This window comes from Vibrio breoganii (assembly GCF_024346795.1).
Lineage (GTDB): Bacteria > Pseudomonadota > Gammaproteobacteria > Enterobacterales > Vibrionaceae > Vibrio > Vibrio breoganii.
Genome location: NZ_AP024865.1, coordinates 14,301 through 31,496 on the forward strand (window position 1 = coordinate 14,301; position 17,196 = coordinate 31,496).

At 45.5% G+C, this 17,196-nt stretch carries 15 protein-coding genes; 6 read left to right on the top strand and 9 right to left on the bottom strand.

All coding sequences use genetic code 11. The annotated features are described in order from the left end of the window. Positions 1-20: 20 nt before the first annotated feature. The 3 genes from OCU35_RS13380 to OCU35_RS13390 all read left to right on the top strand — a co-directional run bounded on the left by OCU35_RS13380 (position 21) and on the right by OCU35_RS13390 (position 4,893). Positions 21-2,567: a glycoside hydrolase family 3 protein gene (locus OCU35_RS13380; RefSeq protein WP_261826256.1), complete on the top strand. Its 2,547-nt coding sequence runs from the start codon at positions 21-23 to the stop codon at positions 2,565-2,567. Between the two features lie 111 nt (positions 2,568-2,678). Beyond that, positions 2,679-3,923: a carbohydrate porin gene (locus tag OCU35_RS13385; protein WP_017030195.1), complete on the top strand. Its 1,245-nt coding sequence runs from the start codon at positions 2,679-2,681 to the stop codon at positions 3,921-3,923. A gap of 178 nt (positions 3,924-4,101) precedes the next feature. Continuing rightward, positions 4,102-4,893, top strand: coding sequence for a MalM family protein (locus OCU35_RS13390; RefSeq protein WP_261826257.1), 792 nt, complete (start codon positions 4,102-4,104; stop codon positions 4,891-4,893). 77 nt (positions 4,894-4,970) lie between these two features. On the opposite strand, the gene OCU35_RS13395 is transcribed toward OCU35_RS13390, so the two are convergent. From OCU35_RS13395 to OCU35_RS13410, 4 genes are all read right to left on the bottom strand, one after another. Further along, positions 4,971-5,255 (bottom strand): hypothetical protein, encoded by a 285-nt coding sequence (locus tag OCU35_RS13395; protein WP_065210984.1) that lies wholly within the window; start codon positions 5,253-5,255, stop codon positions 4,971-4,973. A 227-nt stretch (positions 5,256-5,482) separates the two neighbouring features. After that, complete coding sequence (locus tag OCU35_RS13400; RefSeq protein ID WP_261826258.1) at positions 5,483-6,040, bottom strand: VC2662 family protein; 558 nt, start codon at positions 6,038-6,040, stop codon at positions 5,483-5,485. A gap of 356 nt (positions 6,041-6,396) precedes the next feature. Beyond that, on the bottom strand, positions 6,397-6,696 hold the full coding sequence (locus OCU35_RS13405) for a hypothetical protein (RefSeq protein ID WP_261826259.1): 300 nt from the start codon (positions 6,694-6,696) through the stop codon (positions 6,397-6,399). 269 nt (positions 6,697-6,965) lie between these two features. Then, a complete protein-coding gene (locus tag OCU35_RS13410; protein ID WP_261826260.1) occupies positions 6,966-8,276 on the bottom strand; it encodes an alpha/beta hydrolase in 1,311 nt (436 codons plus the stop codon). A 131-nt stretch (positions 8,277-8,407) separates the two neighbouring features. Between OCU35_RS13410 and OCU35_RS13415 the strand changes: the two genes are divergently transcribed. The 3 genes from OCU35_RS13415 to OCU35_RS13425 all read left to right on the top strand — a co-directional run bounded on the left by OCU35_RS13415 (position 8,408) and on the right by OCU35_RS13425 (position 11,256). After that, complete coding sequence (locus tag OCU35_RS13415; protein WP_261826261.1) at positions 8,408-9,037, top strand: 3'-5' exonuclease; 630 nt, start codon at positions 8,408-8,410, stop codon at positions 9,035-9,037. 192 nt (positions 9,038-9,229) lie between these two features. Next, positions 9,230-9,892, top strand: coding sequence for a potassium channel family protein (locus OCU35_RS13420; protein ID WP_261826262.1), 663 nt, complete (start codon positions 9,230-9,232; stop codon positions 9,890-9,892). Continuing rightward, complete coding sequence (locus OCU35_RS13425) at positions 9,889-11,256, top strand: TrkH family potassium uptake protein (RefSeq protein ID WP_261826263.1); 1,368 nt, start codon at positions 9,889-9,891, stop codon at positions 11,254-11,256. The genes OCU35_RS13420 and OCU35_RS13425 overlap by 4 nt, the downstream gene beginning before the upstream one ends. A gap of 452 nt (positions 11,257-11,708) precedes the next feature. Here OCU35_RS13425 and OCU35_RS13430 read toward each other — a convergent pair whose 3' ends face one another. The 5 genes from OCU35_RS13430 to rbsA form a co-directional block, all read right to left on the bottom strand. Next, positions 11,709-12,719, bottom strand: coding sequence for a substrate-binding domain-containing protein (locus tag OCU35_RS13430; RefSeq protein WP_065210977.1), 1,011 nt, complete (start codon positions 12,717-12,719; stop codon positions 11,709-11,711). 14 nt (positions 12,720-12,733) lie between these two features. Further along, positions 12,734-13,648, bottom strand: a complete 915-nt coding sequence (gene rbsK, locus OCU35_RS13435; RefSeq protein ID WP_261826264.1) for a ribokinase — start codon at positions 13,646-13,648, stop codon at positions 12,734-12,736. Between the two features lie 105 nt (positions 13,649-13,753). Further along, complete coding sequence (gene rbsB, locus OCU35_RS13440; RefSeq protein WP_017031689.1) at positions 13,754-14,635, bottom strand: ribose ABC transporter substrate-binding protein RbsB; 882 nt, start codon at positions 14,633-14,635, stop codon at positions 13,754-13,756. 70 nt (positions 14,636-14,705) lie between these two features. After that, positions 14,706-15,692, bottom strand: coding sequence for a ribose ABC transporter permease (gene rbsC / locus OCU35_RS13445; RefSeq protein ID WP_017031688.1), 987 nt, complete (start codon positions 15,690-15,692; stop codon positions 14,706-14,708). Next, positions 15,689-17,194 carry a ribose ABC transporter ATP-binding protein RbsA gene (gene rbsA / locus OCU35_RS13450; RefSeq protein ID WP_102321862.1) on the bottom strand — a complete coding sequence of 502 codons (1,506 nt, stop codon included), beginning with the start codon at positions 17,192-17,194 and terminating at the stop codon, positions 15,689-15,691. Before rbsA ends, rbsC begins: the two co-directional genes overlap by 4 nt. Positions 17,195-17,196: the final 2 nt, after the last annotated feature.

The following is a 17,196-nucleotide window of genomic DNA, read 5'->3' on the forward strand; positions in this document are numbered from 1 at the left end:
TTAAGGCAGATTGGTAGTTGATGAACACTTTGAAGACACCTTACTTCTCTGACTGGCCGAAGATAGATTCGGCCATTGCCAAAGACCCTGCGATGGAAGCGGCTATTGCTGACATAGTTGCGCAGATGACGCTAGAGGAAAAGATCGGGCAGATGGTTCAACCCAACTTGCGCGGTGTGACTCCACAGCAGGCAAAAGAGTACAAGTTGGGCTCAATACTCAATGGCGGCGGCGCATGGCCGAACGAGAATAAGTACTCTTCAGCGCAAGAGTGGGCGGATAAAGCCGATGAGTTTTGGCTAGCCATAGAAGAGGCGTTTGCTGACCGTCCATTTCGCATTCCTTTTATGTGGGCAACGGATGCCGTGCACGGCCATAACAATGTGTTTGGCGCGACGGTATTTCCCCACAATATCGGTCTAGGTTGCGCTCGCGATCCTGATTTGATTGAAAAGATAGGTGAAATCACGGCTATCGAGGTTGCGGCTACAGGCTTAGATTGGACGTTTGCCCCAACGGTTGCCACACCTCGCGATTTGCGATGGGGCAGGGTGTACGAAGGATACTCGGAAGATCCTGAGATCACTTATGCCTACGCTGGGCGCATGGTTAAGGGTCTACAAGGCAATGCAACGGAGCTGAAAAGCGACTACAAGGTGTTGTCAAATGTGAAGCACTGGGTCGGAGACGGTGGCACGCAATTTGGTGTCGACCGTGGCATCAACGACTACAGTGAAGACCTGCTGCGAAATATCCATGCTATGGGCTATTTCAGTGGCTTGGAAGCCGGTGCTCAAGTGGTGATGTCTTCATTTAATACGTGGAACAATGAGACCAACTATGATCATGCTCCTGAGTCTGGCCCAGAGTACAACTACAAGATACACGGTAGTAAGTATTTGCTTACCGATGTGCTAAAGCAAAAAATGGCGTTTGATGGGGTGGTTGTTACCGATTGGCACGGTCACTCTGAAGTTAGCAAGTGCAGTGACAGCAATGCGACATACGCTATCAATGCGGGCAACGATGTACTGATGGTCCCTGAAGAGGAGCACTGGATCGACCTTTACCATCAAACGGTCAGCGATGTTAAAAATGGCACCATTGCACTGTCGCGAATCGATGATGCAGTTACACGTATCCTACGCATAAAAATGCGTGCAGGTTTATGGGATAAATCTCAACCTAGTGAGCGCTTACTTGCTGGAAAGCAGTCGCTGATTGGTGCTACTGAACATAGAGAAGTGGCTCGTGAAGCGGTAAGAAAATCTCTGGTACTGCTTAAGAACAAACATCAGCTACTGCCCCTAAAGCGCGACCAAAAAGTGCTACTGACAGGCAGTGCTGCTGATGATCTTAACAAGCAGTCAGGTGGGTGGAACCTCACTTGGCAGGGAGATGAAAACCAGCTTTCTGATTTTCCTGGCGCGACTACACTGCGCATGGCATTAGAAGCAGAGCTGAACTCTGAGTGCGTTACCTTTGACCCATATCTAGAGACTGATTTATCTCAACAGCAAGTGGCTATCGTGGCGTTTGGTGAAGACCCTTATGCTGAGATGATGGGGGATATCAAAGAGTGGCAATCACTAGAATTTGCCACCCTAAAACGTAAGTATCGTGCCGATTGTGAGCTTGTCGATAAGCTCCATAAGGCAGGGGTAAAGGTGATTTCTGTCTTCTATAGTGGCAGACCTTTGTATCTCAATAGTGAAATTGCTAAATCTGATGCCTTTGTTGCGGCGTTTCTGCCTGGAAGTGAAGGGCTGGGAATGACGGATGTGCTACTTAGAGATGAGCATGGCGAAGTGAATTATGACTTCCAAGGAACGCTTTCTTTTAGTTGGCCTAACCACAGAAATAGCGCTCGTGTTAGCAAGCTGGCGAGCCATATTCCTAATTATCAGGTACCCGATAATGAGCAAGATCCACAAGGAGAGCATAAGCCGCTATTTAGCTACGGCTATGGACTAAATTACTCTAATAACTTACAGAGCACCGACTTAGATAACTTGTCTGTTGATGCGTTAGCGAGTGATGAAGTCAGCCAGCAGCAGTCTATGCATATCTATGGTGTTTGCTCTACCATTGGCGACTTTCAGTTGATGGGATCATTGCAAGGAGAAGATAATGGCTTTGAAATCTCTCGCAATAATCCAATGCAGTTTAATGGTTTTAGCACTAGACCTTATAACTACATGCAACAGCAAGATGCAATGGAAGTACAGTTTCAGGGTAAACCGGCCAATGTCTATGTTATGGCAACAGGCGGGGCGAAAGAGTCTCTTTCTCAATATATTGAGAATGGGTCATTAACCTTTGATATCAAAATAAAGAATATACCTACTGAACCAGTATTGGTTTCTGTGCAATGCGGAGACTCAGATATTGATAGAGAAGTAGATATAAGTGGTCAATTAAAAAATATAGATAGCTTTGTTGAAATTAGTATTCCTGCGAAAGAAATAGTATTAAATGATAATCGTGAATTTGATCGGTTATTTAATATGTCAACTGGTGGGAATCTTGAAGCTGTTTTAGCAAATATAAGGTGGCGTAACAACTAAAAAATCTCTGAATATAAAAACCTCAAAAATATAATAATAAAATAAATAACCAAAGCCTTGAATATTATTCAAGGCTAGGGACTCTCTATACCTAAACATAATGGATAAACAATGAAAACTAACTTTGTAAATAAGTCTCTTATTGCCCTTGCTGTCTGTTTTTCTTTTGGCGCTCAAGCCTCAACAGATTTCTTTGGATATGCCCGTGCTGGCATGCACGTATCTCCAGATGGAGAAAAAGGCAATGGTCACCCAGATTATATTCGTGCTGAAGGCGCACCCAATAAATATCGCCTAGGTAATGAGGATGACTGGGCAGAATTAGGCGTGCGTCACGACATGTATGAAAACGGTCCAGAGCGCGCTGAAATTGGCTTTATGATGGGTACCTGGCACAACCCTGAAACGCGTTCTAACTCATTTACCATTATGCAAGCATGGGGCCAGATGTACGGTATCTTAGGCAGCGATAAAACGAGTATCTGGGCTGGTCAACGATACACGCGAAATATCTCCGATGATATGCTGGACTTTAAATACTGGGATAACAGTGGCCGTGGTTTCGGACTACGTGATATCGAAGCGGGCAGTGTGCTAATGGACTTTGCGACAGTCTATAACAATGTGGCTTATGACGACGTCAATAACCCTGATAGCACGCGACGATCTGCGGTACTAATGCCTGAGTTCCGTGTGCATGGCATTGATTTCTTAGGCGGCAACCTGACACTAGGCGCAAACTACGCGTACATCATCGACGATACCGACATTAAGAAGCACGTAGGAGCAGGTAACTACGATCGTGATGGCTACATGTTTACCGTTAACCACAAAGCGAGCTTTGCCGGTACATACAATATCTTCACGGTACAGATGAATGGTGGTATTGGTGTTGGCGGTTGGCATGATGGTGAAGGTGAGCTGCTAAACCTAACTACCCCAGGTACGAGTTACCGTATTATGAACCACGGTTTCTGTACCATTAATGAAGACTGGAGTTGTCAGTACTCTCTTGCCTACGAGAACATCAGCATGGACAACGCTTCCGATGACGGAAAGGACTGGTTTGCAGCGGGTATTCGTCCGAAATACAACTGGAACAAGTACCTACAAACCGAAGTCGAGCTAGGTTACCAACTGGTCAACAGTGATCGTTTTGATGATAGCAACACATCTTGGAAGGCCACTTTATCTCAAAAAGTACACTTTGGTACTGTGCCACATATCCGATTCTATGCGACCTATGCGGAGTCAGAAACGAACTGGGAAGAGCAAACTTTTGGTAAACACGTAGCAACACAATCAAAAGAAATGGATTCTTGGACGTTTGGCGTTCAGTTTGAAGCGTGGTGGTAAGAGATATATGTCATACTTCTTTAATTATTTTATTCAAAGTGTAGAAAACAGTGTTGAATATAATTAATCTAAAAGAAGAACATAATATTTTAATTGGTTTATTATTTCTAATAAATTAACGAAGAGTCCACGATGTTTCGCATTGTGGACTTTGCTGTTTTTTGCTCTGGTAATTTTTATGAATAAGATGTTTAAAGGAACTGCGTTTTTATTTGGCCTGCTAGCATTAGGATGTCAAACAACGGAGGTTCTGGAACAAGAAAACTCTGAAAGTCACTCACAATTCTCAGAGATTACTTTTACAGATATAAGTAAGCTAGGTAAATATGAGTTTGATGTAACTCCGAGTACACAGAGATTATCCAATGAAACGATTAATAGCCCTGTTATCGGAGTAAATCTGCCTAAGAGTGAATCAGGGTTCTCTATTTCAATCAGTAGTGAAATAAACAAGAGTGTTTTTGCACCCAATATTGTCTTTTTGGACGATGAATGGAAGCCCGTTGAATCGGTAGATTTTGCTGAGTTTGAGTATCAACGACCAGATACCTACAAGGGGGACGCGCTCACCTACAAGTTTGAAGTCAACAGCATTGAACACAGAGCGTTTTCTCACATGGTTCTCTACACCACACCCGAGAATCTTCAGTCCTATAGCCATGCCATTCATCCGGCCCGCTTGAAGGCAGAGATGAGGGATGAAGTGCTGGATATCGATGATATAGAAGTTAGGCACTCGGAGTATGGTGAGATTAGCATAACTCTTGATTCCGTCGTGTTAGACAGTGAAGAGGCAAAGCAAGAGCGTCAAGAGAGAGCCAAATCAGCAGACTATTACTTTAGCGAAATTAACAAATACGTGAGTGAAGGTGATATAGAAGAAGCGCTACGCATACGAGATGAGGCTAAGTTCTATGGTATTGAGGGTGCTGACGAAGCCTTTGCCAAGGCCTTGCAACAAAATCAGTAATCACTAGCCGTCTTCTAACAGCTAGTGATGCACAGAGATTAGACAACAGAGATGTCACACCTAGGGTGTGGCATTTTTTATAGGCCTAATGCCTTGTTCAAGTTGTTATATTCCTGGTCAATACGCAGCAGCACATACTTTTTTCGTTCAATATAAGGGGCAGTGTCTGACATCGCCTCAACTTTTTGTTCAACCAAAGAGAGTTGTTCGGCTTTCCAGTCGTCCAATACGCTCTGAATTTGTTCTGTAGTCATGTTTTGCTTGATTGACTCAATACTCAAAGAGTCTAGGGCATTGGTTGCCATGGTATTGAAAGAGAGTGTTAAGCCAATTGCTAGCGTACCGGCAGTCAATATCTTCATGTTATCTTCCTTGTTGTGACCCAGAGGTGAGTGTAATCATGATAAGTGTTGTAGATAAATCTTTCTTTTACAACGATAAATCAGGATGAAACCAAAGAAACATTGAAGAAATTGGCGAGATATTTCAGTGAAAGGATTATGCTCGGAAGCTGCGAAATTTAATAGGATCAAGAGAAAGTTCTGAGATGAACTAGGCAAACATCTCAGAACTACTCGTAGTTAGTGCTTTATTTCGCGAAGTTCACGATAGGGAAGCATTTGAAGAAACCATTATCGGCACAGTTAATTAGGCCGATTTGAACTCCGTCGATGTTTTTTGTTTTGTTGAAGATACCCACTTGGATATTGGATTTATTAGATAGGCTTACTAGACCTACATCTGCCATGGTTTGGCCATCTGAGAAGTTCACTGCTGACCAGTTTAAGCCTTCTACATTGTGTGTAATATTTGCTAGGCCTAAGTTAACACCGGTTGCCTTACCTGTATTCCAGTTGAACCAACCCCAAGAGAGACCTTTCATTTCTTGGTTTACCTTGTTTGCGCCAAAGAATAGGTTAAGGTTCAAGCCAGTAGTACGGTCTGTTTCAGACATACCCAATAGAGAGACATCAACACCTTTAATTTCTGAGGTTTTACCGTGAAGTACTGAAAGTCGCACACCTTGCACTGAGTTATCTTGTGGTGCGTTCATGTCGATCGTTGAAAACATGACAGGAGTTTGTGCCGATGCAAAAGAAGAAGCCATGGTTGCAGCGATAGCAGTAGCGATTAGTAATTTTTTCATGATTTATCCATCCCGGTAAATATTTAATTAAGCTCTGTTCGATGGAAATGATAATAGCCATGAAATTGATTTAATATAATATCTAAAAATGGAAAGTAATCTTACTAGGCGATAGTATCACTATTAATAATTACGAGTCTTGTTTTTTGTTTTTCAACTTAAGTATATGTTTATTATGGTATTTTGTGTTGTAACCTTTGTTGGTTTATCGAGGTTGATTACGATTTAATCGTATTTATAGATTTAACAGGAACATAATTTATATTAGTGTTCCTGTTATTTTACGAACTTTTATGCTGTGACTTATTACACTAGTCTCTTATTATTTAAATAAAAGAGATACTCACAGTTTAACCTTAATAGTTAACTCGACTATTAGCCGTGTGTTCTTCATTGACGCGTTGCGGTGCAAGCACGAACAGATCACCTTGCCACATCTTAAAATCGAAGCACCATTTGGCAAACTCCTCTCGCTCAGGCTTATCTAATTGCATTGCCGCGCAATGCTGATGGCAAAACTGCTCCCAACTCTCAGCCTCCAAGAAAAGGTGGGGCTCAGTCTCTGTTAAGTATTTTTCTATAAACAGACGACGCTTTTTAGCTTCATCTTGCTGAAGTTGGTTTAATAGAAGAAAACGCTGTGATACGTAGGCCATTGAATAGTTCTACAAGGTAATGGATTCGCTTAAATGGTAGGGTTTAACGTGCTTCAAGGGCAAACTTTATCACTAATTATGAGTGAGTATCGTGACCCAGTAGTCATCACAATGAAAGGAGTTTACAGCAATTAGGCGCAGTTTAACGACAATTTGTATTACTTTATATCAAGATGGAACAGGCCCTAGACCCTAGACCCTAGACCCTAGACCCTAGACCCTAGACCCTAGAACCCAGAACCTAGGATCTAGGATCTAGGTTCTTATATTCAAACTAACGTTGCTGCAGTTTGATCTCCTATCGCAAATAACCTTTCTAGTACACGCTCACCATCAGCACGTAGGCCGTTGTGTTCGTATTCGTTGGTTATCCATGCTTGAGAGTTCGGTATCTTGCTGAGCGTCTCACAGCTTAGTGCCATCTCAACGAACATATCGTCGGCATAAACTGCGCAGCTTAGAGGAACCTTGTTGCTTGATAGCACTTCTGGGTTGTATAGGTCTCCCCAGTCGCTTTTCTCAGCAAGCAGGGTAGCTGCGCCTTGAAGTGGCTTGAGATTGGCATATTGCTCAAACATCCAAGGGAAGGTCATCTCGCCTGTAAAATAGAAGGGCTGACCTTGTTGGTAGTTGAACTGCTCATTCTGTTGGCGAACTCGATGAGCACTCCATTGTGAAGAAGCGCCTTGGCAATAGATGGATTCATGCAAAATGGCGTAGATAGGGTTGGTTTGAAACCCTTGCTCAGAAAGCATGGCGTTCAAGAACTCATAGCTCAGCTTTTCTGTGCCATTAACGTCAACGAATGCATTTTCTAACAGGTAGTAGGTAGGTAAAAAGGTATCACTCATACCAAAGTTGATACCTATCTGCTGGAATTGCTCGACGGTAAATCTTTGTCCGTTAGGTAGACACTCTTCGTTGTTAACAAGGTGGTCAGCAATTTTTTGACAAAGCTGCTGTGCCGATGGGAACTGTCTAAAGAACGCCTTATTTTTTTGCTCAGTACGTTTGAATGTTGCTTTGTAGACATCGTCGATAGGTCTATCTATAGAGGGGATCCCTCCAGTGACATAGCACTGTAGTAGGCTATCTGGAAATAGCGAAAGATAGGCAAGTGTACAAAAGCCGCCATAGCTTTGCCCTAGTGTTGCCCATTTCTCAATGCCGAGTTTTTCGCGGATGGTTTCGGCATCACGCACTATATTGTCGGCTCTGAAATGAGTCAGGTACTCAGCTTGTTCAGCACTGCTAAGGTGTGCCATGGTTTGGTGAGTGATAACGTTGCTGTGTCCAGTGCCACGTTGGTCGAGTAGCAGAACGCGGTATCGCTGTAGGGCGGCTTTTAACCAGCCAGAGTGACCGTTCGGTCGTGGCGAAGGGAAACCAGGTCCACCTTGAAAGAATAGCAACCAAGGCTTAGCGCTGTTTTCATCACCAACTAAGCGAACCTCTCTGGCAAAGATTGATAGCTTTGCAGGCTGTGGGTCGCTGTAGTTAAGCGGTGCTTCAAAGGTGTGATTCTGATAGCAACAGCCATCGTTGATAAAGGTATGTCCCTGTACTGCTTCTACGTGCATTGATTTTCCTTGGTTTTGATTTTGTTTCTACCCTACTGATCGCTAATGCGTTTGCCAAGCAATAGCCCGCAGAAACTGCTGATTTATCGTGTTAGAATGCTGCCGTTTTCATCCTATATTCCAGAGTTTTTATGCCCTCTTCTGCAAAATCTGTTGTTGTTCTCGACTTTGAAACCACTGGCCTGTCTCCTAATATGGGCGATCGTGCTATTGAAATCGGTGCCGTTAAACTGGTCAATGGTGAGGTTGTGGATACCTTTCAGCAGCTTATGAATCCAGGCTTTCGAGTTAGTTCGTTTATTGAGAGATACACTGGCATCACCAACAACATGCTTCGCACTGCGCCAAGTTGTGGCGAAGTGATGCGTGAGTTCGCCTCATTTGTTGGAGCGAGCAACATGGTGGCGCACAACGCCTCTTTTGATAAACGCTTTTTAGACGCAGAATATTCCCCATTGGGCATTGAGTACCAAGGACAATTTGCCTGCTCTATGTTGATCGCAAGGCGTCTCTATCAAGATGCACCAACACATAAATTGGGTGACTTAGTTCGCTACAAGAGGATTGATCACGATGGCGTCTTTCACCGCGCGTTGGCTGACTCAGAGATGACTGCAAAGCTTTGGATGGTCATGCTACAAGACCTACAATCTAGAAACATCATTGACCCTGATTTTAGATTTATGCAAAAAATCTCAAAGACTAGCAAAGGCGCTTTGAGTTCCTTATTGAGCAAGCACGCTAAGTCCGTAAACGTATAGCGTGAAATAACTCACCCACAAGCTTGTCCTCTACTGCTTTTTACAGTGTAAATTCTCTTAGTTGTGCCTGCTGATGCATAATGGGAACTATATTTTAATTTTTCGATATTTCGTTATGTAAATCAGATGTTTACTATACTTCAAATCGCAACAGTTTTTGTTTGACCAAAATACTGTCATTGGAGGAAGTAAATGAGATCAGCGAAAAAGCAGTATGCCGTGATAGGGCTGGGTCGATTCGGCTTGTCAGTCTGCCAAGAATTAAGCCGAGCAGGTGCGGAGGTGCTTGCCGTTGATCTGAACGAAGATCGGGTAAAGAGTGCCATTGAGTTTTCCACGGAAGTGATAGTGGCAAACTGTACCCAAGAAGAAACGGTTGCTGAGTTAAAACTGGAAGAGTATGACATGGTGATGGTGGCAATTGGTAGCGATATCAATGCCAGCATCTTAACCACTTTGGTACTCAAAGAAGCTCACTGTAAGTCCGTTTGGGTCAAGGCGAATGATAAGTTTCATGCCAAGATATTGACCAAAGTGGGCGCTGATAGGGTGATCATGCCTGAGAAGGAAATGGGCATTCGTATCGCCAACCAGATGATCGATAAACGGGTGAAAGACTTCCACCCGCTTGGCAGTGGTTTAGCCTTAACCGAGGTTGTGGTCAGCTCAAATCTGCTCGGAAAATCCTTATCTGATATGTCTTTATGCCGAGAAGAGAGTGTCAGTGTGATCGCCCTTAAACGTGGTCCTGAGGTTATTTCTTCACCTAGCTTCGAGAAAAGCCTTGAGATAGGTGATGTCATTATTGTGGTTGGCCCTGAAGCCGAACTTGCTAAAAAGCTGCGTGCACTATGATCCCAAGAATTCATCAAAGCCGAGTTTATACCCTTGGCCCAGAACGAAAGGGTGGCAAAGGGGGAGAGCCTAAGATCATCGTACTTACGTTTTTGATGATCTTGCTTCCTTCTGCAGTATTACTCACTCTCCCTGTTTTTTCTGTATCAGGTCTGTCGATGACCGATGCCCTGTTTACGGCAACATCCGCGATTAGTGTGACTGGCCTAGGCGTGGTAGATACCGGGCAGCATTTTACGCTGAGCGGAAAAATCCTATTAATGATTCTGATGCAGATTGGCGGTTTAGGGCAGATGACCTTATCTGCTGTGTTGTTGTATATGTTTGGTGTGCGATTGTCGTTGCAACAACAAGCGTTGGCAAAGGAAGCCCTTGGACAAGACCGCAGAATCAATTTACGAGGCTTAGTGAAGAAGATCATTATCTTCGCTCTGGTGGCCGAATTTGTGGGGTTCCTAGTACTGAGCGTTAGGTGGGTGCCTGAGATGGGATGGAGCTCGGGGCTGTTCTACGCCTTATTTCACTCTATATCTGCGTTCAATAATGCTGGCTTCTCCTTATTTTCCGATAGCTTGGTAGGCTTTGTTGGCGACCCAGTGATTATTGGCACTCTAGCAGCGCTATTTATCTTGGGCGGTCTAGGCTTTACCGTAGTTGGCGACCTATCGACTAACTTGCACAAAGGCTTTAGGCACCTTCAACTGCACACTAAGATCATGCTAGTGGGTACGCCAACGCTTCTCATTGTTGGTACTTTGATGTTCTGGTTACTTGAGCGGCATAACGCAGCAACGCTAGGGCACCTTTCCACTTCAGAGCAATGGCTAGCCGCCTTCTTCCAATCGGCAACCGCTCGAACTGCAGGCTTTAACAGTATTGACCTCGCCTCGCTTACCTCTCCTGCTATGTTGTTTATGATGCTACTCATGCTGGTGGGTGCGGGTTCAACGTCGACAGGCGGTGGTATTAAAGTGTCTACCTTCGTAGTGGCTGCTGTGGCGACATGGGGCTTCCTGCGACAAAAGAAAGATGTGGTTCTATTTCATCGAACCATAGGCTCACAAATCATAGTGCGCTCACTGGCGATCATTGTGGTCAGTGGCATCTTGCTATTCTTGGCCATGTTCGCATTGATGATTACCGAGCAGGCGCCGTTTAAGATGGTTATCTTTGAAGTGATTTCGGCATTTGCGACAGTAGGTGTTAGCGCAGGCTTGACCGCACAGCTCTCTGAGCCCGGTAAGCTGATCATGGTGGTTGTGATGATCATCGGCCGTATTGGACCTTTGACCTTGGCCTACATGTTAGCGAGACCGGAGAAGACGTTGGTTAGGTATCCGGAAGAGCCGGTGTTTACGGGGTAGGGGGATTGGGTTTTAGGGTCCTAGGCCCTGGATTCTGGATTCTGTGGCTCTATGGTCTGAATCCTGTTGTTCTCGCATGCTGTTAATGGGAATTTAGGAATACGCTAACTTTAAGATTGCCGATTCTCGTTATCCCCGAAGTGTTTTTATCGGGGATCTCTTCACCTTCAGAAGCCAACAGGTTCCCAATAAAACACTTTGGGAACGACGATGAGGCAGTCCCTAAGTAGTAATGGTCGATTTCTGTCATCCCCGAAGTGTCCTATCGGGGATCTCTTCACCTTCAGAGGCAACAGGTTCCAAATAAAACACCTTGGGAACGACGAAGAAGTTAGCTCCTAGGCACCAATGACCGACATTCGTCATCCCCGGAGTGTCTTATCGGGGATCTCTTCACCTGCAGAAGCCAAAAGGTTCCCAATCAAACACCCCAAGAACGACGGGTACCGAATCTACTGTTCGACAACCGTTCTCACGGTGTTTCTTTCTACCAATTTAGGCTCTAGTTGTACCGTTTTATGTGGTGCATCAGCATTACTCAGTTTCTGCAAAATAGCGTCCACTGCTGCCTTACCCAGTCGAAATTTTGGCTGATGAATGGTGGTCAGTGCCGGGCTCATAAATCGTGCGATGTGCAAATCATCGTAGCCAATGATGGAGAGTTGTTCGGGTATAGTAATGCCTAACTCATGCGCGGCATTAATCGCCCCCATCGCCATCATGTCGTTGCATACGAAGACGGCGCTTGGCAGTTTGTCTTGCTTAAGAATGCGCTGCATGGCGTTGTAGCCACCGTCACATTCAAAGTTACCTTCATCGACCCATTGCGAGTTTAGGTCAATATCGGCCTGCTGTAGTGCCTGCTTAAATCCTTCAAAACGCTTCTGCGCTTGATACTTAGACATTGGGCCGGTAATACAGCCGATATTGCGATGACCGTGCTCAATCAGGTGCTGAGCGGCGAGATACCCGCCATGCAGAGAGTTATCTTGGATCTTGTCACTTTCAAAGCTCATGGTGCCCCAATCCATCACCACTACTGGAATGTTAGGAGAACGCTCAAAAGACTCTAACTTTTCGCCCTCAAGTGAAGGACACATGAGTATCAAGCCATCGACCCTTTTCTGCATTAAGGTGTCGATAGATTCGCGCATGCGGTTATGGTCGCCTTCTGTGTTGCATAAGATCAGGTTGTAGCCTTTCTCATAACAGTGTCTTTCAACGCCTTTTACCACCTCGCCAAAAAACGGGTTGGTGGAGTTGGTCACCAACATGCCAATGGTATTAGTGCGATTCATTTTCAGACTGCGCGCCAAAGCAGAAGGGAAGTAATTCAACTCTTTGGCGGCTTTGTTAACTCGCTCGGATATTTCTTCACTGACGTAGCGTCGTTTACTGATCACATGACTTACCGTCGAGGTCGAAACCCCGGCTAATTTAGCGATGTCTTTCATTGAAGCCATGTAACGTCCTTTAGTTATTGCTGTAAAAATGCATCGACTTCTTGTCTTGTTGGGATAGAAGTTTGCGCGCCAAATCGAGTGACTGAGATTGCCGCTGCCGCATGAGCAAAGATGATGGCGTCGTGCATGGACTTGTTTTCAATCAAGCCAGTCACCAAAGCACCATTAAAGGTATCACCCGCCGCCGTAGTATCGGTAGCTTCTACGCGAAAACCTTCGATAAGTTGCCCGCTGCCGTTTTCACTCAGCCAAACCCCTTTCGCACCAAGAGTGATCATCACTGTGGTGATGCCCTTGCTGTGCAATTCATCTGCGGCTAATTGTGCCGTTGTTTGGTCTGTAACTGCAATACCTGTCAGTACTTCTGCTTCAGTTTCATTTGGGGTGATGATGTCGACTTGTTCAAGAAGTTCGTCAGACAGAGGGCAAGCTGGAGCAGGGTTGAGGATAACCTTGGTATTGTGTGAATTGGCATGCAGCGCGGCTTTTGTCACGCCACACATTGGCGTTTCTAATTGCATCAAGAGGTAGTCAGCAGAGGCGATGCTAGGAAGGTCTTGCTCTATCGACTGTTCGGTTAGGGTAGCGTTGGCTTCGGCTGAGATACAGATGCTGTTTTCGCCGCTATCGGATACTTGGATCATAGCAATGCCTGTTGGGTAGTCACGAGTGACTTTTACACCAGAGACATCAATGCCATCGCTCGCAAAGCTCTTAACGATATTAAGGCCAAACGCGTCATTACCCACGGCAGCAATGAAAGCAATATCAGCGCCTAAACGAGCGGCCGCAACGGCTTGGTTAGCCCCTTTCCCTCCAGGGATAACTTGATAGCTTCGCCCGTGCAATGTCTCACCGGGACGAGGAAACGATGGAACCTGCAAAACATGGTCAGCGTTCACGCTACCCAAAACGACTAATTTGCTCATTGGTGGTCCTCACAGATATAAACAGATAAGTATGAACTCTAGGAATTAGAGCTCAGGCGTATCTGTCCAGCCCTTGGTGGAGAGGCAAGGGCTGGATAGAAAGGGTTATTGCTTAGTCACTACTTTTAGAGGAACAGGGATGTACTGCTCTACGTCTTGGCCCTTAAGAACCTTATCTGCAGTCTCTACACCTAGAGCGCCGATCATATCTGGTTGCTGTGCAATCGTTGCTGATAGCATTCCGCGATTAACGGCTGCGATACCGTCGTCAGTGCCGTCAAAGCCCACAATAGTCACGTCTTTACCTGATGCTTGGATGGCACGTAGTGCGCCCAGTGCCATTTCATCATTCTGAGCAAAAACAGCTTGAACGTTCGGGTTTGCCGCTAGTAGGTTTTCCATAACGTTTAGGCCTTTGGTGCGGTCGAAGTCAGCTGGCTGGCTAGCAAGTAGCTCCATACCACCGCCGTCAACGGCCTTCATAAAGCCTTCGCCACGTTCACGTGCCGCAGAAGTACCAGCAATACCTTCAAGCTGGATAACCTTCGCTTTCTCACCGACGCGCTCCATGATGAATTTACCGGCCATTTCACCGCCAGCAACGTTGTCTGATGCGATATGGCTGACGACTTCACCTCGGCTTGCACCACGGTCTAATGTCAATACAGGAATATCAGAGCGGTTAGCCATACGAATGGCGTTGGATACAGCGTCCGAGTCTGTAGGGTTGATTAGGATAGCTTTAACACCGCGAACAGTAAGGTCCTCTACATTGGAAAGCTCTTTGCTTGGATCGTTTTGTGAGTCCAGAACGATAAGGTTATAACCTAGCTCTTTTGCCTTTGCTTCAGCGCCATCTTTCATGGTGACAAAGAACGGGTTGTTCAGTGTAGAAACCACGATCGCTAGTGTGTCTTGAGCCTGTGCTGAAACAGACATAGTCGACGACAAGAGCGCGGCAGAGATAAGAGTTGTTAGTTTTTTCATTATGCTTTCCTTGTGTAGGGAGAGGTTCACTAAAGTGGCCACAATCCGTGACCACTTTGTTCTCAGGGTGTTATTTATTTTTATTGTCTACCATTACTGCCAGAAGAATGACCACAGCTTTGGCTATCATCTGGAAATAAGAAGATACGTCTAGAAGGTTGAGTGCGTTGTTTAGGAAGCCGATGATGAGTGCGCCAATTAAGGTGCCCATGATACGTCCCTTACCGCCCATTAAACTGGTGCCACCCAGAACTACCGCAGCAATGGCATCGAGTTCATAGCCCATACCCGCAGTAGGTTGAGCCGAAGATAGGCGTGAGGTCACGATGATGCCTGCGAGTGCTGCTAGCAAACCACAAATTGCGTAAACACCAATCTTTACTCTATCGACATTGATACCTGAAAGACGAGCAGCAGATTCATTACCACCAAGAGCGTAAACGTAGCGACCAAAGCGGGTATGGTTAAGTAGGTACCAAACAGTGGCAAATACACCAACCATGATCCACACCGGAACAGGGATGCCCATCGCATAACCAGTACCAAACCATGCAAATGCATCCGCGGTATCTGTAAAGCCCGCCGAGATTGGGCGACCATCGGTATACACCATAGTCACACCGCGCAAGAGCGTCATCGTTACTAGCGTGGCAATAAAGGCTTGCACCTTACCCTTGGCAATAATGATGCCACTGATTGCGCCTAGGCCTGCGCCCGCAACCAATGCGGTCGGTACTGCGAAGAACACGGGTACTTCCATTGCGATCAAACTTGCCGCAAAGGCACCACATAGCGCTAGCACAGAGCCGACACTCAGGTCGATACCTGCAGTAAGAATAACCAGCGTCATACCCACCGCGATAATCGCATTTACACTGGTTTGACGAAGGATGTTTAAGATGTTGTCGACAGTAAAGAAGTTCGGGTTAAGAAACGACACAACAACAATCAAAAACAGCAGTGCTATCAATGATTTTTGTTCTATTAGCCACTCTTTGCTGAACAGTTTTTTACCGTGTGTTTCGGTGTTTGTCTTACTCATAGCATTGCTACTCATGCTGCTACCTCATTAATTTTTTTGCCCACGGCGCATGCCATTAGTTTTTCTTGATCGGCTTCATGTGCTTCAAACTCGCCACTGATTTGGCCTTCGTGCATTACTAGAATGCGGTCACTCATACCCAGCACCTCGGGCATTTCAGAAGAGACTAAGATGATGCTCATGCCATCGGCTTTAAACTTGTTGATCAATTGATAGATTTCTTTTTTGGCACCAACATCTACGCCGCGAGTGGGTTCATCGAGAATCAGCACCGTTGGCTTAGTCATTAGGCCTTTTGCTATCGCTACTTTCTGCTGATTACCACCAGATAGGTTACCGATGATTTGTTCGCGAGTAGGCGTCTTGATATTGAATAAGCGAATGAAGTCCTCAACCGCAATGGCTTCTGCATCGTGCTGAATGCGCCCGCCCTTGGTGATCTTGTCTAAGGCGCTTAGTGACATGTTTTCTTTAACAGACAACCCAAGGACCAGCCCGTCGCCTTTACGATCTTCTGAGATATAAGCGATGCCGTTGGCCAAGCCATCTTGAGGGCTCACTGGGTTAATTGTTCGGTTATTAAGATTGATCACGCCGCGCTCGCTTGGAAGGGCACCGTAGATCACCTTCATCAGCTCAGTGCGTCCAGCGCCCATAAGACCTGACACCCCAAGGATCTCTCCGCGTTTAAGGTTAAAGCTGATGTCATGTACACCAGAACCCGTCAATCCTTTTACCTCTAGGCAGGTGTCACCGTGCCTGACGTCAACGCGAGGGTATTGTTCTTCCAGTTTTCGACCAACCATCATTTCAATTAGGCCATCTTCATCGGTGTTAGCAACCTCACATTCACCAATGAATTTGCCGTCACGAAGTACAGTAATGTCATCACAAATCTGGAAGATTTCTTTTAATCGGTGAGAGATATAAACGATGCCACAGCCTTGCTCGCGAAGTTCTCTGATAACTGCAAACAGCGATTCAGTCTCGGTATCGGTCAATGCATCGGTCGGCTCATCCATGATGATGACTTTTGATTTGAAAGACAGAGCTTTGGCAATTTCGACCATCTGCTGCTCGCCAAGACTAAGGTCGCCCAATAGCGTTTTTGAGCTGTGTTTCACGTTCAAACGCGCTAATAATTGATCAGCTTCTTGGTACATTTGATCCCATTGAATTCGACCAAACTTAGAGGTGAACTCACGACCAAGGAAGATGTTTTCTGCGATAGTCAGCTCAGGAATAAGGTTGAGTTCCTGATGGATGATACTGATACCCGCTTCTTGAGAGTCTCGTGGTCCCTTGAAGGAGGCCGTTGAACCCTGATAAGCAATAGAACCAGAGTCTTTGCTGTAGATGCCGGTGAGCACTTTCATCAAAGTGGACTTGCCTGCGCCGTTTTCACCCATCAGTGCCATGACACGACCGGGATAAACATTAAGGCTCGCCTTATCCAAAGCTTTCACTCCAGGGAAAGCTTTCTCAATGTCGGCTAGTTGTAGAATGGCTTGATTCATAC